24 protein-coding genes are annotated in these 17,670 nt (G+C 67.7%); all 24 read left to right on the top strand.

Annotated features, from left to right (window positions below; translation table 11 throughout):
• Nucleotides 1–18 precede the first annotated feature (18 nt).
• The 24 genes from phoR to AC04MD_RS01840 all read left to right on the top strand — a co-directional run bounded on the left by phoR (nucleotide 19) and on the right by AC04MD_RS01840 (nucleotide 17,540).
• A complete protein-coding gene (gene phoR / locus AC04MD_RS01955; RefSeq protein ID WP_475495656.1) occupies nucleotides 19–1,359 on the top strand; it encodes a phosphate regulon sensor histidine kinase PhoR in 1,341 nt (446 codons plus the stop codon).
• Complete coding sequence (ppk1, locus tag AC04MD_RS01950) at nucleotides 1,356–3,443, top strand: polyphosphate kinase 1 (RefSeq protein ID WP_475495655.1); 2,088 nt, start codon at nucleotides 1,356–1,358, stop codon at nucleotides 3,441–3,443. Before phoR ends, ppk1 begins: the two co-directional genes overlap by 4 nt.
• A 92-nt stretch (nucleotides 3,444–3,535) precedes the next feature.
• Nucleotides 3,536–5,056, top strand: a complete 1,521-nt coding sequence (gene ppx / locus AC04MD_RS01945; RefSeq protein WP_475496152.1) for an exopolyphosphatase — start codon at nucleotides 3,536–3,538, stop codon at nucleotides 5,054–5,056.
• Nucleotides 5,057–5,087: 31 nt separating this feature from the next.
• Nucleotides 5,088–6,269, top strand: a complete 1,182-nt coding sequence (locus AC04MD_RS01940) for an erythromycin esterase family protein (RefSeq protein ID WP_475495654.1) — start codon at nucleotides 5,088–5,090, stop codon at nucleotides 6,267–6,269.
• Between the two features lie 142 nt (nucleotides 6,270–6,411).
• Nucleotides 6,412–7,665 carry a sensor domain-containing phosphodiesterase gene (locus AC04MD_RS01935; protein ID WP_475495653.1) on the top strand — a complete coding sequence of 418 codons (1,254 nt, stop codon included), beginning with the start codon at nucleotides 6,412–6,414 and terminating at the stop codon, nucleotides 7,663–7,665.
• 51 nt (nucleotides 7,666–7,716) lie between these two features.
• Complete coding sequence (locus AC04MD_RS01930; protein ID WP_475495652.1) at nucleotides 7,717–8,685, top strand: aldo/keto reductase; 969 nt, start codon at nucleotides 7,717–7,719, stop codon at nucleotides 8,683–8,685.
• The gene (locus AC04MD_RS01925) at nucleotides 8,682–9,014 is read left to right on the top strand and encodes a hypothetical protein (RefSeq protein WP_475495651.1); all 333 of its coding nucleotides are present in this window, start codon (nucleotides 8,682–8,684) and stop codon (nucleotides 9,012–9,014) included. The genes AC04MD_RS01930 and AC04MD_RS01925 overlap by 4 nt, the downstream gene beginning before the upstream one ends.
• Nucleotides 9,015–9,028: 14 nt before the next feature.
• Nucleotides 9,029–9,706, top strand: a complete 678-nt coding sequence (locus AC04MD_RS01920) for a hypothetical protein (protein WP_475495650.1) — start codon at nucleotides 9,029–9,031, stop codon at nucleotides 9,704–9,706.
• Entirely contained in the window at nucleotides 9,703–10,296 is a 594-nt protein-coding gene (locus tag AC04MD_RS01915; protein WP_475495649.1) for a hypothetical protein, read from the top strand. The genes AC04MD_RS01920 and AC04MD_RS01915 overlap by 4 nt, the downstream gene beginning before the upstream one ends.
• Nucleotides 10,297–10,350: 54 nt before the next feature.
• A complete protein-coding gene (locus tag AC04MD_RS01910; RefSeq protein WP_475495648.1) occupies nucleotides 10,351–10,704 on the top strand; it encodes a hypothetical protein in 354 nt (117 codons plus the stop codon).
• A gap of 15 nt (nucleotides 10,705–10,719) precedes the next feature.
• Entirely contained in the window at nucleotides 10,720–10,803 is an 84-nt protein-coding gene (locus tag AC04MD_RS01905) for a DUF4259 domain-containing protein (protein ID WP_475496151.1), read from the top strand.
• Nucleotides 10,800–11,288 (top strand): YbbD-related protein, encoded by a 489-nt coding sequence (locus AC04MD_RS01900; protein ID WP_475495647.1) that lies wholly within the window; start codon nucleotides 10,800–10,802, stop codon nucleotides 11,286–11,288. Before AC04MD_RS01905 ends, AC04MD_RS01900 begins: the two co-directional genes overlap by 4 nt.
• Before the next feature lie 30 nt (nucleotides 11,289–11,318).
• Nucleotides 11,319–11,738 carry a DUF4259 domain-containing protein gene (locus AC04MD_RS01895; protein ID WP_475495646.1) on the top strand — a complete coding sequence of 140 codons (420 nt, stop codon included), beginning with the start codon at nucleotides 11,319–11,321 and terminating at the stop codon, nucleotides 11,736–11,738.
• Between the two features lie 100 nt (nucleotides 11,739–11,838).
• Complete coding sequence (locus AC04MD_RS01890; protein ID WP_475495645.1) at nucleotides 11,839–12,204, top strand: cupin domain-containing protein; 366 nt, start codon at nucleotides 11,839–11,841, stop codon at nucleotides 12,202–12,204.
• Nucleotides 12,205–12,235: 31 nt separating this feature from the next.
• Nucleotides 12,236–12,625 (top strand): hypothetical protein, encoded by a 390-nt coding sequence (locus tag AC04MD_RS01885; RefSeq protein WP_475495644.1) that lies wholly within the window; start codon nucleotides 12,236–12,238, stop codon nucleotides 12,623–12,625.
• Between the two features lie 45 nt (nucleotides 12,626–12,670).
• Nucleotides 12,671–13,078: a YbjQ family protein gene (locus AC04MD_RS01880; RefSeq protein WP_475495643.1), complete on the top strand. Its 408-nt coding sequence runs from the start codon at nucleotides 12,671–12,673 to the stop codon at nucleotides 13,076–13,078.
• Between the two features lie 48 nt (nucleotides 13,079–13,126).
• The gene (locus tag AC04MD_RS01875) at nucleotides 13,127–13,507 is read left to right on the top strand and encodes a hypothetical protein (RefSeq protein ID WP_475495642.1); all 381 of its coding nucleotides are present in this window, start codon (nucleotides 13,127–13,129) and stop codon (nucleotides 13,505–13,507) included.
• 11 nt (nucleotides 13,508–13,518) lie between these two features.
• Complete coding sequence (locus tag AC04MD_RS01870; RefSeq protein WP_475495641.1) at nucleotides 13,519–13,767, top strand: hypothetical protein; 249 nt, start codon at nucleotides 13,519–13,521, stop codon at nucleotides 13,765–13,767.
• A 641-nt stretch (nucleotides 13,768–14,408) separates the two neighbouring features.
• Nucleotides 14,409–14,831 carry a hypothetical protein gene (locus AC04MD_RS01865; RefSeq protein ID WP_475495640.1) on the top strand — a complete coding sequence of 141 codons (423 nt, stop codon included), beginning with the start codon at nucleotides 14,409–14,411 and terminating at the stop codon, nucleotides 14,829–14,831.
• Nucleotides 14,828–15,115 (top strand): hypothetical protein, encoded by a 288-nt coding sequence (locus tag AC04MD_RS01860; protein WP_475495639.1) that lies wholly within the window; start codon nucleotides 14,828–14,830, stop codon nucleotides 15,113–15,115. Before AC04MD_RS01865 ends, AC04MD_RS01860 begins: the two co-directional genes overlap by 4 nt.
• Nucleotides 15,116–15,128: 13 nt before the next feature.
• A complete protein-coding gene (locus AC04MD_RS01855) occupies nucleotides 15,129–15,470 on the top strand; it encodes an MmcQ/YjbR family DNA-binding protein (protein WP_475495638.1) in 342 nt (113 codons plus the stop codon).
• Between the two features lie 42 nt (nucleotides 15,471–15,512).
• Nucleotides 15,513–15,725 carry a DUF4287 domain-containing protein gene (locus AC04MD_RS01850; RefSeq protein ID WP_475495637.1) on the top strand — a complete coding sequence of 71 codons (213 nt, stop codon included), beginning with the start codon at nucleotides 15,513–15,515 and terminating at the stop codon, nucleotides 15,723–15,725.
• A 140-nt stretch (nucleotides 15,726–15,865) separates the two neighbouring features.
• Nucleotides 15,866–17,011: a glycosyltransferase family 4 protein gene (locus AC04MD_RS01845; protein WP_475495636.1), complete on the top strand. Its 1,146-nt coding sequence runs from the start codon at nucleotides 15,866–15,868 to the stop codon at nucleotides 17,009–17,011.
• Nucleotides 16,989–17,540: a phosphatase PAP2 family protein gene (locus AC04MD_RS01840; RefSeq protein WP_475495635.1), complete on the top strand. Its 552-nt coding sequence runs from the start codon at nucleotides 16,989–16,991 to the stop codon at nucleotides 17,538–17,540. The genes AC04MD_RS01845 and AC04MD_RS01840 overlap by 23 nt, the downstream gene beginning before the upstream one ends.
• The last annotated feature ends 130 nt before the right edge of the window (nucleotides 17,541–17,670 follow it).

The raw sequence follows: 17,670 nt of genomic DNA, 5'->3' as shown, positions 1-17,670 counted from the left end.
ATCTGACACAATCGGTCCATGCCCCACGACATACGCACCGCGTGGTTCAAGACGCTCGGCCAGCTGGCGCTGGTCCTGGCGCTGGCCGTCGTGGTCGGGCTGCTGCTGGGCTACGTCTGGTCGGTCGTCACCATCGCGGCGCTCGGCGTGGTGGCGTGGCACTACTGGCGCCTGCGCAAGGTGCTGCTGCGGCTGACCGCCCGCCAGCGGCTGGAGCCCTCGCAGGGCAAGGGTGTCTGGAACGAGCTCGACCGCCTGCTGTTCCGCGGCCAGGCCGAGATGCGCACCCGCAAGCGTCGCCTGCTCGACATGCTGCGCGCCTACCGTGCTGCCGCCGCCGCCCTGCCCGATGCCGTGGTGGTGGTGGAACGCAACAGCCAGCGCGTGCAGTGGTTCAACAAGGCCGCCACCAGCCTGCTCGGCCTGCAGTACCCGACCGACATCGGCACGCCCGTCGGCGACCGCCTGCAGCCGCTGCCGATGTCGCACTGGCTGGCCGCCGGCCGCAACGCGGAGCCCATGCTGGACGCCGCCTCGCCGGTGGACCCGAACCTGCGCCTCAACCTGCGGCTGATCCCCTATTCCGACGAATACTGGCTGCTGGTCGCGCGCGACGTCAGCAAGATGCTGCGGCTGGAACAGATGCGCCGCGACTTCGTCGCCAACGTCTCGCACGAACTGCGCACGCCGCTGACTGTCGTGCACGGCTACCTCGACATGCTGGAACCCACCGAGTATCCGGACTGGGCGCCGATGCTCGCCGAAATGCAGAAGCAGTCGCAGCGCATGACCCAGCTGGTCGAAGACCTGCTGACGCTGTCGCGCCTCGAAGCGCAGGACAGCCTGCCCGACGAGAACGTGGCGATGGCGCCGATGCTGGCCACGCTGCGGCGCGAAGCCGAAGCGCTCAGCCAGCGCCGCCACACCATCGTGGTGCAGGACGAAACCACCCTGGACCTGTCCGGCTCCAACAAGGAACTGCACAGCGCGTTCTCCAACCTGGTCAGCAATGCGGTGCGCTACACCCCGGTCGGCGGCACCATCACCGTACGCTTCGCACGCGAGGGCGACGGCGCGGTGCTCAGCGTGCGCGATACCGGCTACGGCATTCCGACCTCGCACCTGCCGCGCATCACCGAGCGCTTCTACCGCGTGTCCACCAGCCGCTCGCGCGAGAGCGGTGGCACCGGCCTGGGCCTGTCGATCGTCAAGCACGTACTGAACCTGCACCAGGCCCGCCTCGAGATCGAGAGCGAGGTCGGCCAGGGCAGCGTGTTCTCCATCCATTTCGGTGCCGAGCGCGTGGAACCGCGCCTCGACGCGACCCTTCCTCTTGCCACGGACAGCCAGACCGCATGAACGCCGCACCGGACACCACGCCCGCTCCTGCCACCGGCGAAGACGCGCTGCGCGACCCGGCGCTCTACCTCAACCGCGAGCTGTCCCAGCTGGACTTCAACTTCCGCGTGCTGGCCCAGGCACAGGACCCGACGGTGCCGCTGCTGGAGCGCCTGCGCTTCCTCTGCATCTCGTGCACCAACCTCGACGAGTTCTTCGAGATCCGCGCGGCGACCGTGCGCCATGCGCTCGACTTCGGCCTGCCGCCGGGCGCGGACGGCATGAGCCCGGCCACCGTGCTCAACAAGATCCACGACCGCGCCGCCGAACTGGTCGACGCGCAGTACAAGTGCTGGAACGACGTGCTGCGCCCCGGCCTGGCCGAGGCCGGCGTGCGCGTGTTCGGCCGCGACAGCTGGAATGCGCGGCAGACGCGCTGGCTGCGCGCCTACTTCCGCAACGAGATCATGCCGGTGCTGTCGCCGCTGGGCCTGGACCCGGCGCATCCGTTCCCCAAGATCCTCAACAAGTCGCTCAACATCGTGGTGGTGCTGAAGGGCAAGGACGCGTTCGGCCGCGCCGGCCACCTGGCCATCGTGCGCGCACCGCGCTCGCTGCCGCGCATCATCCACCTGCCGCAGCGCGTGTCGGGCGGCGAGAACGACTTCGTGCTGCTGTCCTCGGTGCTGTCGGTGTTCGTCGACGAACTGTTCCCCGGCATGGAAGTGAAGGGTTCCTACCAGTTCCGCGTCACCCGCAACTCGGAAGTGGTCGTGGACGAGGAGGAAGTCGAGAACCTGGCGCTGGCCCTGCGCGACGAACTGGTCGGCCGTGGCTACCGTCCGGCGGTGCGGCTCGAGATCGCGCACGACTGCCCCAAGCCGATCGTGCGGCAGCTGCTGCAGAATTTCGCGTTGCCAGACAACGCGGTCTATCCGATCAACGGCCCGGTCAACCTCAACCGCGTGATCCAGGTCTACGACCTGGTGCAGCGCCCGGAACTGAAGTACCCCGCCTTCACCCCGCGCCCGTTGCGCGACAGCGAAGCGATCTTCGAAAAGGTCGCCGACGACGACGTGCTGCTGCACCACCCCTTCGATTCTTTCGCTGCGGTACACGAGCTGATCAAGCAGGCGGCCGTCGATCCCGACGTGCTGGCCATCAAGCAGACGCTGTACCGCACCGGCAAGGACTCGGCCATCGTCGAGGCGCTGGTGCAGGCCGCGCGCAACGGCAAGGACGTCACCGTGGTGGTGGAACTGCGTGCGCGCTTCGACGAGGATGCCAATCTCGGCGTCGCCGACCGCCTGCAGGAAGCCGGCGCGCAGGTCGTGTACGGCGTGGTGGGCTACAAGACCCACGCCAAGATGCTGCTGATCGTGCGCCGCGAGGGCCGCAAGCTGCGTCGCTACGTGCACCTGGGCACCGGCAACTACCACAGCGGCACGGCTCGCGCCTACACCGACATCGGTCTGATCACCGCCGATCCCGACATCGGCAGCGACGTGCACCTGCTGTTCCAGCAGCTGTCGGGCCTGGCACCGACGACCAAGCTCAAGCGCCTGTTGCAGTCGCCGTTCACCCTGCACCCGGGGCTGATCAAGAAGATCGAACGGGAAGCCAAACTCGCCAGGGCCGGCAAGCCCGCTCGTATCATCGTCAAGGTCAATGCGATCAACGAGGCGCGCATCATCCGTGCGCTGTACGCCGCCTCGCAGGCCGGCGTGAAGATCGACCTGATCGTGCGCGGCGCCTGCGCCGTCCGCCCGGGCGTACCGGGCATTTCTGACAACATCCGCGTGCGCTCCATCGTCGGGCGCTTCCTCGAACACAGTCGCCTGTACTGGTTCGGCAACGACGGCGCGCCGGAACTGTACTGCGCCAGCGCCGACTGGCTGGAGCGCAACCTGCTGCACCGCGTGGAGACCTGCTTCCCGATCCTCGACAAGGACCTCGCCGCGCGCGTGTTCAAGGACGGCCTGCAGAACTACCTCGACGACAACTGCAATGCCTGGGAACTGCAGGCCGACGGCAGCTACATCAAGCTGACGCCCGGCGACGGGACGCCGCATTCCGCGCAGGGCACGTTGCTGGCGAAGGTGTGATGCGACCCATGGACGCACGGCGCGATGACGCAGCGTGTCATCGCGGTGAAGCAATGCGCGGCGCCATTGGCTAAACTGCCGGCATGGCGCCCCTGACCTCCCCCACCTCCCCGCCGCTCCAGGACGGGGAACTGTTGGCCGCGATCGACCTGGGCTCCAACAGTTTCCACATGATCGTCGCGCGCTCGCTGCTCGGCCAGCTGCGCGTGGTCGACCGTCTGCGCGAAACCGTGCGCATGGCCGATGGCCTGGACGGCAAGGGCGGCCTGTCCGCCGCGGCGCGGCAACGCGCGCTCGACTGCCTGTCGCGCTTCGGCCAGCGCATCCGCGACATTCCCGCAACACGCGTGCGTGCGCTCGCCACCAACACCGTGCGCCAGCTGCGCGACCCGCAGGATTTCCTGTCGGCCGCGGAAGCCGCGCTCGGCAAGCCGATCGAAGTGGTGTCCGGCCGCGAAGAGGCCCGCCTGATCTACCTGGGCGTGGCGCATGCGCAGCCGCCGAAAACCCACCAGCGCCGCCTGGTCATCGACATCGGCGGCGGCTCCACGGAGTTCATCATCGGCCGCGGCTTCGAGACGCTGGAACGCGAAAGCCTGCAGGCCGGCTGCATCGCCAGCACGCGCCGCTTCTTCCCCGGCGGCAAACTGTCGCGCAAGCGCTGGAAGGAAGCACTGACCGAGATCGGCGCCGAGTTCCAGCAGTTCGCCGGCGTCTACCGCAACCTCGGCTGGCAGGAAGCCATCGGCTCGTCCGGTACCGCCAAGGCGATCGGCGAGATCTGCGCGGCAATGAAGCTGACCAAGGGCGCGGTGACCGCCGAAGCGCTGCCGCAGGTGCGCGACAAGCTGTTGCAGGCCGACCGCATCGAGGCCATCGACCTCCCGGGCCTGTCGAACGACCGCCGCCCGATCATCGCCGGCGGCGTGCTGGTGCTGGAAGCCGCGTTCGAAGCGCTGGGCCTGCAGCGCCTGATGGTCAGCAAGGCGGCGATGCGCGAAGGCATCCTGTTCGACATGCTGGGCCGCGGCAGCGAGAACGATCCGCGCGACCTGTCCACCGCCGCGCTGATGCAGCGCTACGGCATCGACGAATTCCAGGCCGCGCGCGTGGAAGCCACTGCTATGCGCCTGTTCGAACAGGTCGAGGACAGCTGGAACCTGGACGACGACGATGCCCGCATGCTCGGCTGGGCCGCGCGCCTGCACGAGATCGGCCTGGCCATCGCGCACAGCCAGTACCACGTGCACGGCGCCTACCTGCTGGAGCACTCCGACATCGAAGGCTTCTCGCGGCAGGAACAGCAGGTGCTCTCGGCGCTGGTACGCACGCACCGGCGTGGCGTACCGAAGACCGCCTTCGACGCCCTCCCCGACCGCCTGTTGGTGGGCGCCAAGCGCAAGGCCGCGCTGCTGCGCCTGGCCGTGCTGCTGCACCGCTCGCACGATGCCGAAGCGATCCCACGCCTGGACGCCACCGCCAGCGGCGACCGCCTGGATCTGGTGGTCAGCAAGAAGTGGATCGATTCCCGCCCCCTGCTCCGCTCCGATCTGGTCGGCGAGCCGGAGGACATGCAGGGTCTCGGCGTCGCGTTGAAACCGTTCGTGGCTTAGCGACCGGTTCCGCGGGCCAGGGAGGGCCGGCATGCTGAAGAACATCGTCCACGCTGCCATCCTGCTGTCGGCACTTGGCTCCTCGTGCCCTGCCATAGCCGCGGTGCCGACCGTCGACGCCGTTGTCGATGCCGTCGTCGAGGCGCAGTGCTCCAGGCGGGTCGTGATGCTCGGTGAGGATTCCGGCCACGGTGCCGGGGCCACCGTGGCGATGAAGGGACGCATCGTGCAAGCCCTCGTCGAACGTTGCGGTTTCGACACCCTCTACTTCGAGAGTCCCGTTTACGAGTTCCTTGATCTCGAAGAGCGCCTGGCCACGCGCGATGCCCACCCGGCACTGCTCGGCGATGCCGTCGGTGCGATATGGACCGGAACGCGGGAGTTCGAACCGACATTGCGCTGGCTGTGGAACGAGGTCGACGCGGGCCGGGTGCGCGTGCGTGGACTGGACGTGCAGACGGGTGGCCTCACGCAGCACTTCTCGGAAACCACGCTACCGCGGCGCCTCGCCGCGCACGCGGGCGCGCAGCGCGATGCATGCGAAGACCAGCTCGGCCGCCTGACACGATGGGAGTTCGACGCAGCGAATCGGTATGACGATGCCTTCCGCGAACGACTCCGTCGCTGTATGGCGGACATCGAACAGGTGCTGGCCCGCTCGGAGGCCGAGGCCGACCGGGCCTCCCACCGGATGACCGCCAGTCTCCGTCACTCCCTCGACATGGAAGGCGGCCACGCGTTCAACATCCGCGACGATGCAATGGCGCAGAACTTCATGTGGCATCACGCGCGAGCGCCCGGCGAACGCGCCATCATCTGGACGTCGACCCGACATGCGGTGAAGGCTGCCCTGCCCGACCATCCCGACCGGCTTTCGCTGGGCATGCATCTGCAAGCGCACTTCGGCGACCAGCTCGCCAGCATCGGCTTCTCCGCGAAGACCGGGCAGCACGGGCGTCCATCACGGCACCCCGTAAGCATCGCTAACGACGGCAACGCCCTCGAACACCGCGACGACAACGCGGGCTATCTGGATCGTGCCCGTCTCCGCCGGACGGGGGAGATCGCGTCTTCGGTCGTCATGTATGACCACACGTTGCGGGCCGACTGGAGTGCCGTGCTGGATGGCATCGTGGTGCTGCCCGCAGAAGCTCCGCTTCATGCATTGGACGCAACCGAATCGGCATCGTCCGGCACATCCCCACCATTGTGACTTGAGGTTACACTCGACCAGGCCCCGGATCTGCGGCGTGGTCTACCCGACTTGCCCCACGCCATCCTCCCCGACGTCATTGCGGCGGGGGCAGGACCGGAAGCCGACTATTTGTCGCGTACCTGCCTTCAGGAGGAAGTCCGTGATCGACAGGAGTCCAGAACACGCATTGACCGACGCCTGGCTCGATGGCGGACCGGGTGCCGTGGCCATCGCGCGCAACGTCGACCGCCTGCTCGACGCCGTGCGCCGCCACCTCGACATGGACGTGGCCTTCGTCACTGAATTCCATGGCAGCCACCGCGTGTTCCGGCATGTCGTCACCCGTCTGGACCGAGCGCCGATCCGGCCAGGCGACTCCAGTCCGCTCGACGAGGGCTACTGCATGCGGGTGGTCGAAGGCAGTATCCCGCAGTTGATTCCGGACACCGCCGCCATACCCTCGGTGGTGCAGATTCCCGAGACGGCGGCCGTGCCCATCGGCTCCCACCTCAGCGTGCCCATCCAGTTGCGCGACGGTCGCGTCTACGGCACGTTCTGCTGCTTCAGCCTGGCCGCCAACCTCTCGCTAAGCCAGCGCGACCTGCACATGATGCGCGCCTTCGCCGACCTGCTGGCCTACCAGATCGACGGCGACCTGGATGCGGTGCAGGAACACGAGGAAAAGGTCGCCCGCATCACCGCGGTGCTGGAACTGGGCCAGCCGCACATGGTGTACCAGCCCATCTACCGCAGCAGCGAACGCCGCATCGTCGGCGTGGAATGCCTGTCGCGCTTCGAGTTGGAACCGCGGCGCACGCCGGACGTCTGGTTCGCCGAAGCGCGCGAGATCGGCCTGGGCGTGCGACTGGAACTCAACGCCATCTTGTCTGCGCTGGACGGCCTGCGCGGCATCGAGGGTGACTTCTACGTGGCACTGAACGTGTCACCGCAGACCATCATCAGCGGCGGCATCGACGGCTACATCGACGACCTGGATCCGCGCCGCGTGGTGCTGGAGATCACCGAGCATTCGCTGGTCGACGACTACAAGCTGCTCAACGAACGGCTGGTGCCGTTGCGCGAAGCGGGCGTACGGATCGCAGTGGACGACGCCGGTGCCGGCTACGCCAGCATGCGCCACGTGCTGGCAATCCACCCCGACATCATCAAGCTCGACCTCAGCCTGACCCGCGGCATCGACAGCGATTCGCCGCGTCGCGCGCTCGCCGCGGCGCTGATCGAATTCGCCCGCCAGACGCAGTCGCACGTGGTCGCCGAGGGCGTGGAAACGGCGACGGAACTGGCGGCGCTGCAGGCGCTCGGCGTCGACGACGTGCAGGGCTACCACCTGGCGCATCCGCTCGAAGTGGACGCCCTCGCCCGCCGATTGGCCGCGGAGCGGCGACACTACTGATCCACGTCGCGGCCCTATCATGATGCCCTCTCAGGAATCCGCGACTCCACGATGAAGACCTACCTCATGGCCGCCGGCCTGCCCGCCTCGCGCATCGCGTACGGCTGCATGCAGCTCAGCCGCGCCTGGGACGCCACGCCGGTCAACGCGGAGGAGCGGCGCCAGGCGCAACGGCTGGTGGAGACCGCACTCGCCGGCGGCATCACCCTCTTCGACCACGCCGACATCTATGCGCGCGGCAAGTCCGAGCAGATCTTCGGCGATGTGCTGCGCGCCTCGCCGGGCCTGCGCGACCGCATGGTATTGCAGTCCAAGTGCGGCATCCGCTTCGCCGACGATCCGCCCGGCACATCGGGCCGTTACGACTTCAGCCATGCGCATATCGTGGCCTCGGTCGACGGCAGCCTGTCGCGGCTCGGCGTCGACCACCTGGACGTGCTGTTGCTGCACCGTCCCGATGCGCTGGTGGAACCGGACGAGGTCGCGCGTGCCTTCGACGATCTGCACGCGGCCGGCAAGGTGCGGCATTTCGGCATCAGCAACCACACGGCCGGGCAGATCGAACTGCTGCGTCGACACCTACGGCAGCCGCTGGTGGCGAACCAGGTGGAAGCCAGCCTGCTGCACCATCATCTGATCGACGACGGCGTGGTCGCCAACACCACCGGGCATGCCTACGCCTCGGCCTCCGGCACGCTGGACTACTGCCGCCTGCACGACATCCGCGTGCAGGCCTGGTCGCCGCTGGCCGGCGGCAAGCTGGCCACCACCTCGGAGTTCGCCGATCCCGTCGTTCGCGGCACCTCGTTGCTGCTCCGCCAGCTGGCGGAAGCGAAGAACGTCACGCCGGAAGCGATCCAGCTCGCCTGGCTGCTGCGCCACCCCGCCGGCATCCAGCCCATCGTCGGCACCACCGATCCGGCCAGGCTCGCCGCCTGCTGCGCGGCGGATGGCGTCACGCTGAGCCGCGAGGAGTGGTACGCGCTGTTCACGGCGGCGCGCGGGGGCCGGGTGCCGTGACCCTCCTGCTGATCCTCGGCGTGCTGGTGGCCTGGCTTCTGGTGGCCTTCATGTTCGGTGTGTCGAGGGCGGAGAAGGAAGCGGGCGAACTCGTCCTGCGCAAAGGCCGGCTGGCCGACGCGGAAATCCTGTACTACGAGCGGGACGAGTACCTGCTGGTGTACTTCCGGTTCACGCCGCAGGGCGAAGCGGAACCGATCACCTGCAACAACGCCATCTCGCCGTGGGCCAAGCGGTTCGCCCCGGGCACGATCGTCCCCGTGCGCTACATGGCGAAGTATCCGACGATGTGCACGCTGGTCCCGTACGCCCCGCGCGCCTCCTTCTGACCTGGATGTCTTCCATGTCCGACGCCCTTGCACCGACACATGCGCGAGCCATGAAGGCCATCACGCTGCTGGTGATCGTGCTGCTGACCGGATGCGCGAGCGCGCCTCCGGAGGTGTCCCTCGCCCACTGGTCGACAATGGAGAATGGATGCCGGTCGAACGGCTTGTCTGAAGTCGTCCTGTTTCCGGATGACCTCGACACGGAGCTGCGGCCGACGGATATCCGGATCGGGCGCTTGCCCGACTCGAGCAAAGGCCCGGGATTGCTGGTCCACTTCAGGCAGGGTCGGACCGGCGTCTTCGCTCAAGCGGTGGAACCACCCAGGATTCTCATGGCCGTCGGCAGCTGGAACAACAGTTGCTCCATCCTCATCGACCATGACGCTTGCCCCGCCGCGGCCGCCATCTACAAGGATCTGGCGACCCGGAGCATCCCCATCGGCCACGCGTTCGACGACCCCATTATGCCCACGGTGCTGCATGGCACGACGTACTTCCTGAGTGCGCGCGATGGCCACGGCAACCAGACGGACTGGTCGTACGTCGGGATCGGGCATCCGCTGCAGGATGCGCTCACCGACGCCCTCGACCGCCTGGCGCAGTGCGCCGCGCCGGCCGCGCGCGCCTTCCAGCTGCGGTACCCGACACAACGTCCGGAACAGGACGCCGTCCGACAGCAGGGAACGCGATGACGGACCAGCCTTGCAGAATCGATAATCCGCCCACCGAAGACGCCACGCCGATGGCCTCGTCGCGATCACGCGCTGCTTGCGTACTCCTGGGCCTGCTCGCCGCCATCACCGCATGGCCGGCCCTGTCGACGTCTCCACTGATCAGCCTACCCGCCGAACAATGGGTCCGCACGGTCGACGGACACGTCGTCTACGCGGCCGCACACGACAATCGCCTGTCCGCGCTATGCATCCAGGTCGGGCAGACGGCCAGCTGGCTCCCGGCGGACCTCCTCAGCGATATTCCGCTGCCTAAGATCGAGGACGTGGAGATCGTGTCGGGCATGGGCTTCTCGCATATCGACGACCACGTGCCCGACTGGGGATCCTGGGGCATCAGCGTCGGCATTCCCTCGCTGCACGAAGAAGGGGACGGCTTCGTGGACGGGCCCACCTACTACTTCGTACTGCACCAGGATCGACCGGTGTCCCGCGTCGAGCGTCGTTGGCGTCGCACGCCCGATGGTCCTGCGATCGCCACGCTCGAAGAGACCTGGACACCCGTGGTGGCCGGAAGTCTTCGCACCGCCCCGTGCATGCCGGTCGAATGACGATGGCCACAGGCTGATTGATCATGTCCCGTCTCGCCAACCAAGGAGCACGCCATGGCGTTTTTCGACGTACTTGAACGTGTCAGGAGGCACCCGGACATGCACCTGACGCCGGCGGGTTTCGTCACGCTGTGCGCCTTCATCGAGGGCTACGAGTCGGCCCTGATCGAGCACGGGACCAGCGATGCCCATGACACGCTCTTCCTGATGCACTTCTCGGATTTCGTGCGGACGTCGACCGGACACGAGGACGAGCGGGATTCGCTGACGACCCCGGCAGGCATCCTGGATATCGGACAACTCCATTGGCAAGCCGCCATCACCCGCACCGAGCAGGACGACGGCAAGGCCATGGTCCTTTTCTTCAACCTGCTGGACCGCTTCAAGGCCTCCCACGGCCTGCGGTGAGAACGGAGGAAGCGGATGGGCGCCTGGGGTACCGGATCCTTCGAGAACGACCACGCGGCGGATTTCATGACCGACGTCCACGCCGAGCGGACGCCATGAACGACGACACCCCGCAGGAACCCGGCGGTCTGTGTCGTGTCCGGATCCGCGCGTCGGCGGCGGCGTTCGCGCTTGTCGCCGTCAGCATGCTGCTGTCGGGCTGCCTGGACACCCTGTTCGATGTTCATTTCGCAACGGCCAAGGAGGCCAGGGACGCCGGCTACGTCGACGGTGGCTGGATCCCGACCTGGTTTCCGGACGATGCGACGGACATCGACGAGTCGCACGATGTCGACACCAACATCAGCATGCTCGCCTTCTCCTTGCCGGACCCCGGCGCCCTGGTCCTTCCGGACACCTGTCGTCCCGTCGAACACACGCAGACCTTCCCTCCACCGCTCGAACGCGCGTGGTGGCCGGACGAAGCCAGCCTGCGGACATCGTATGTGTTCTTCCGCTGCCCGGCGGAACACACCACGTACCGCTTCGTCGGCATGAGCGTGCAACAGGCGCGCGTGCTGCACTGGCGAACCTACGGCAAATAGCCACATCTTCATCGCGAGCAGGAGAACGGCATGGGCACCTGGGGTACCGGATCCTTCGAGAACGACCACGCGGCGGACTTCATGATCGACGTGCTGGACAGCGGCGATCTGTCGCTGCTCCGCGAGGTGCTGGACAACGTGCTGACGTCGACCGAGTACGTGGAGGCGCCGGATGCGGAGCTCGCCATCGTGGCGGCGGAAATCGTGGCGGCCGCGCGCGGGCGCGCCAGCCCGGCGGCGCAGCAGGAAGAAGGACTGGCCGACTGGCTGGCGCGCATCCGACCCAGCATCGACGACGACCTGCTGCGCCAGTGCCGCGACGCCCTGGCGCGGATCCTGGGCGACCACTCCGAGCTGCGGGAGCTGTGGGAAGAGACCGACAGCGCGCACGCATGGCGGGCCACGCTGGTCGAGCTGATCGACAACGGCGTGGCGGACGGGCCACGCTGAGCCGGGACGCGGCACGCGCTGTCCACGGCAGCGCGCGTGCCCGTTTCCCGCCTATCATCGTCGTCAGGGCGGATCGCCGGCCCCGCGACCGAGGGATGCCATGCCAGACAGCGCCATCAACCTGAAAGACAAGCTGGCCCGCTTCTCGGAGCACTGGTCGCCGCGTGTCATCGCCGAGATGAACGACTACCAGTTCAAGCTGGCCAAGGTGCAAGGCGAGTTCGTCTGGCACGCGCATGCGGAGACCGACGAGGTCTTCATCGTGATCGAGGGCGATCTGACACTCGAGTTCCGCGACAAGGTGGTGCCGCTGTCGGCCGGCGAGATGTACGTGGTGCCCAAGGGCGTCGAGCACCGGCCTGTCGCGATCGACGAGTGCAGCATCATGCTGGTGGAACCGCGCGGCGTGGTGAATACCGGCGAGACCGGCGGTGACTACACCGCGAAGAACGATGTGTGGGTGTAGCGGCGATCAATCAGTGAGGGGGCGGAACGGAATGAAGCGATGGTGTGCAGTTGCCTTCGTCTTGGCCGGCATTCCCTTGACCGGCATAGCCGCCGAATCCTTCGAGTTCAAGCAGATCGCCGCCTGTGACTCGGAACATGATCCCTACAGCCCCGACCGACTGCTGGTCGAGCGCGACGGAGAGCGTCTGGTGGCGACCGTCTGGGCGGGCATCAGCTGTGGCCTGAGTCCGGTCGAGCCCGATGTGATTCCGGACTGGGGCACCGTGACGCTGAAACTAGCCTTCAAGGCCGACGGACCGGTCGCGACGTGCCGTTGCACGGCGAAAGTCCAGTTCCTGCTCGACCAGGATGTCCCAACCGGCCGGACGATCTACTTCGTCAAGGATGGCAACGGTGCCGCCCATGCCATCGCGCCCTGAGACGATGCCGTCCTGATATCCCCTTCCCGCCACCGACGAGACTCCATGGCCGATCCCTACAACTCCTCCTCCGCCTATACCCCGGGCCAGGCCACCACACGTAGCGCCGCCTTGTCCCTGAACGATGCACTGGTGACCACCGCGATGGAACTGCCCGGTTACCGGATCGTCCGCAGCGTGGGCATGGTGCGCGGCATCACCGTGCGCTCGCGCTCGATCGTTGGCAACTTCCTGGGTGGTCTGCAATCGCTGTTCGGCGGCAACATCACCATCTACACCGAACTGTGCGAACAGGCCCGCGATGAGACTTACCGCGACATGTGCCAGCATGCGCGGCAGCTGGGCGCCAACGCCATCGTCGCCGTGCGCTACGACGCCACCGACGTGATGGCCGGACTGACGGAAGTGCTGTGCTACGGCACCGCGGTGATCGTGGAGCCGTCGGGCGACTGACGCTCGCAGCTGCCTGACCTTCATTCCGCCACCGGGGACCACGCCACCATGCGTATCGCCATCGCCCTGATCGTCATGATGGCCCTGGTCTTCGGCCTGGGCTTCGCCTTCGACCTGCATCCGACAGCCGCCGCGTCCGCCGAGCATGCAGTGCCGCCCTTCGCCACGGCGTTGCTCGGCCTGGTCGCCGCCGCCTGTGGCGGCTTCGTCGCGCGATGGATCGGGTTCGCACCGATCGCCATGGCGGTGTACGCCCTGCTGTTCGCGAAGGCGATCTACCAGCTGCATCGCCTGCCCTTCGGCTTCACCTATCCCGACCTGATCGCCAGCAACGCGCTGCCGATCGGGATCTCGCTGGTCGCGGTAGGCCTCGGCGCCCTGTTCGGCGTCAGCCTGAGCCGCCATCGCCCGTCCGCGCCGGCGGCCTAGGACCTACCCGCATGCGACTGCTGAAGATCCTCGCCCTGGCCATCGCCGCCCTGCTCGGCTTCGTCGGTGGCTGGGCACTGATGCTGTTCGTCCTCATGCACGCGATGACGCCATCGTCCGGCTGCGAGTCGCCGTGCGACGCGCCGGCCTATGTGGCGATGGGGTTGTCGATCTTCGCCGGACCGGTGATCGGCGTACTCATGGGCGGCGTCAGCGCGATGCTGGTCGCACGACTGCTCCGGCGCCGCGTCGGACCCTGACACGCATCGGCGGCCATGCTGCGCGCCGTCGCCCGTCATTCCATCGAGCCGGCACGGCGTACGCGGCGACATCGGCAATCGATGCCCGCGACGCGGCGATGACAGACCGCTGTCTGCCCTTGATGCAGCGAGGCATCACCCGCGACGCATCGTGGATCACGACGCTCCCGTCGGCACCGCGTTGCGACAGGCGACGGTGGGGTGTGGCACGCCGCAGGTCCCGTCGAACAGCGCGGCGATATCGCCAAGTATAGCGCGCGCTATGGCGCGTCATAGGACTGGTCATGGACGGTGCTACCCATTGGTCTCATCGGCGATACCGGATGGCATCGCGCGCCAGACGTTTCGTATCGCGGGCGACATCTCCCGACATGGCGGAACCGTGCCGGACCATCCGCCATCGATACCTGGAGATTGGACCTCGATACCACCGTCCATCGGCATGGATACCAACCGGTATCAGCCTGCATAGGCCCGCGTATGCCGCGCCATACCGAGCCCCATGGCACGCCACATTCCGTGGTATCGACGCCGGCTTTCCGGTATCGCCCGCCATGGCCGCTAGTCCGGCTATAGTCGCCTCCAGTCACGGCCGGCCCCACGCCGACGGGCAGTCCCTCGCATCCTTGCCGGAGGTTGTCATGAAGCGCGTGTTCCGTTTGATCCTGGCCGTCATCGCCGGCGTGGTCGTCGGCAGCTTCGCCAACATGGCGCTGATCACGCTCAGCGGCCACGTCATCCCGCCGCCGGCGGGCATCGACACCACCACCGCCGAAGGCCTGAAGGCGGCGATGCCGCTGTTCGAACCCAAGCATTTCCTGTTTCCCTTCCTCGCCCATGCGGTCGGCACGCTGGTTGGCGCCCTCATCGCCACCCTCGCCACGCCGGGACGCACGTCCGGACCGGCCTGGGTGGTCGGCGCCTGCTTCCTGATCGGCGGCATCGCCGCCGTCGCCATGCTGCCCTCGCCGGTGTGGTTCGCCGTGGTGGACCTGGTGTTCGCCTACCTGCCGATGGCCTGGCTGGGGCACCGGTGGGCGGCGCGGGGAGGACGGCCGGCATGACCCGCGACGACATCCGCCTGCTGGTGCTCGGGTCGGGTCCGGTACCGATCTGGGCCCGTATCGGCGGGGCCGCCTGCGCCGTCCTGTGCGTCGTGATCGGAGCGCCGTGGCGCGCCTGGCATCCGCTGGAACTGGCGATGGACGTGCTCGCGCCGCTGATGATGCTGTCGCTGGCGTTCGCCCGTCGCTGGGACGGCACGCTGGTGCGGGTATCGCTGACGCTGGGCGTGGCGTCGTGGGTGGCCATGCTCGCTGCGTGGCGCTGGCTGACGCTCAACGCCTGACGGGATGCCGGCGGTGAAGCTGTCCGTCATCCGCACCCACGCGCTCTCGCTCGAGGCCGTCACCGAGGAGCCGCACCACACCTACTCGTCGTTCCGCGTGCGCGGCAAGATCTTCGTGACCATTCCGCCGGAAGCGACGCACCTGCACGTCTTCGTCGGGGAGGAAGACCGCGAGCGGGCGCTGGCGATGTATCCGGCCTTCGTCGAAAAACTGTTCTGGGGCAGCAAGGTGCTGGGCCTGCGGATCGACCTGGCCCACGCCACGCCCGCCGCGGTCAAGGCGCTCGTCGACATGGCCCATGGAACCCGCGTGCGCAAGGACGCGGGGCCGAAGCGCGCGCACATGCCGCGCTGACCCGTCATGCGACACTCCGCGTCGCCCCATCAGGAATTCCGCATGAGCACCGACACGAAGATCAAGGGACCCGCGTCCTACTTTCCCTCTATCGAAAAGACCTACGGCCAGCCGGTCTCGCACTGGTTCGCCGTGCTGGACACGGTGGAGGAGCTGAAGCACATGGAACAGGTGGCCTTTCTCAAGCACGAACACAAGCTGGGCCACGGACATGCGAACGCGCTGGTCGCCTACCTGCGAGCGAAGAACGGCTGATGTCTCGCGCCTGATGACCGCCCTCGGCTGGTGGCGATGAACGGACCCATGGCGCAGTAAACATCGTCATCCGGCGGTCACCCAATCGACACACGCGCGACACCTCGCACGCCCAGCATGCGCAAAACGTGGAGCTGCGCATGCGCTTTGCCATCGTCACCGAGACCTATCCGCCGGAAGTCAACGGCGTGGCCCTCACCGTGCAGGGACTGGAAACCGGTCTGCGCCAGCGCGGGCATGACGTCTCGGTCGTGCGCCCGCGCCAGCCGAACGACGGCGAAGGCGTCGACGACACGATGCTGGTGCGCGGCGCCAGCCTGCCGCGCTACCCGGGGTTGAAGTTCGGCCTGCCGGCGACGCGTCGCCTGCTGGCGCAATGGAAGGATTCACCGCCGGATGCCATTTACGTGGCCACGGAAGGCCCTCTGGGGTGGTCGGCGCTGCGTGCGGCGCGGCGGCTGGGCATTCCCGCGGCCACCGGTTTCCACACCCGCTTCGACGAGTACATGCGCGACTACGGCGTGCGCTTCCTGCAGCACACCGCGCTGCGCTGGATGCGCCGCTTCCACAACGGCGCCGATGCCACGCTGGTACCGACGCGCGAACTGGCGGAGTTCCTGCAATCACAGGGCTTCCACCGCGTGGTGCGGCTGGCGCGCGCGGTCGATGCGCGCCATTTCAGTCCGGCGCAGCGCGACGACGCCCTGCGCGCCACCTGGGGCCTGGGCCCGGACGACCTGGCGGTGATCTACGTCGGACGCATCGCGGCGGAGAAGAACCTGGAGCTGTCGATCCGCGCCTTCCGCGCGATCCAGCGGGAACAGCCGAACGCGAAGTTCGTCTGGGTCGGCGATGGCCCGGTGCGCGAGCGGCTGGCGCAGGAACATCCCGACTTCCTGTTCTGCGGCGTCCAGCGCGGCGAAGCGCTGGCGCGGCACTTTGCCAGCGGCGACCTGTTCCTGTTCTCCAGCCACAGCGAAACCTTCGGCAACGTCACCCTGGAAGCGATGGCCAGCGGCGTGCCGACGGTGGCGTTCAACTACGGCGCGGCGCGCGAGCACTTGGTCGACGGAGAACACGGCGCTGCGGTGGAGAACGATGACGATTTCGTCGCCGCCGCGTTACGGCTGGCCGCCGACGCCGCGCTGCGACGGACCCAGGGCGCTGCCGCCAGCCTGGCGATGCGCGACCTGCATCCGGACCAGGTGGCCGCCGACTTCGATGCCCTGCTCACCGACCTCGCCCTTACACGGAGAAGCCACCATGCGTCCGTTGCTGCCGCGTAATGCCTTGATGGGCCGGGACACCGGCTGGTGCCTGCGCGCCAACCGCTGGGGCGAATGGAGCGGCGTGCGCCGCTTCTTCGCCATCGTCAGCCGGTTGGGCGACGGCGTGTTCTGGTACGTGCTGATGGCGGCGCTGATCGTGGCCGACGGAATGGACGGGCTGGCGGCCTCGGCGCACCTGGCCGGCACCGGCGTGATCGCACTGACCCTCTACAAGGCGCTGAAGCGCTGGACGCGCCGGCCGCGGCCGTTCGCCTCGGACGTGCGCATCCGCGCCTGGATCGCACCGCTGGACGAGTTCAGCTTCCCTTCCGGACATACGCTGCACGCGGTGGCCTTCACGGTGGTGGCGCTGGCGCACTACCCGGTGCTGGCACCGTTACTGATTCCGTTTGCGGCCTGCGTGGCGGTCTCGCGCGTGGTGCTGGGGCTGCACTACCCGAGCGACGTACTGGCGGCGACGGCGATCGGGTCAGCGCTGGCAGGCCTGTCGATCTGGCTGGTGCCGGGCGTCAGCCTGGTGGGTTAGCGTGAGCGACGCTGCAAGGTGGCTGGTAAACCGCGCATGCATTACGCAAGAAAACACGCTCTGTAGGAGCGCCCTCGGGCGCGATGCTTTTCCAGGACTGCAACGAACAGCATCGCGCCCGAGGGCGCTC

The organism is Pseudoxanthomonas sp. LjRoot206, assembly GCF_056175725.1.
Note: the sequence above shows the minus strand (reverse complement) of the source record. Positions and strands in the feature narration are given on the sequence as shown.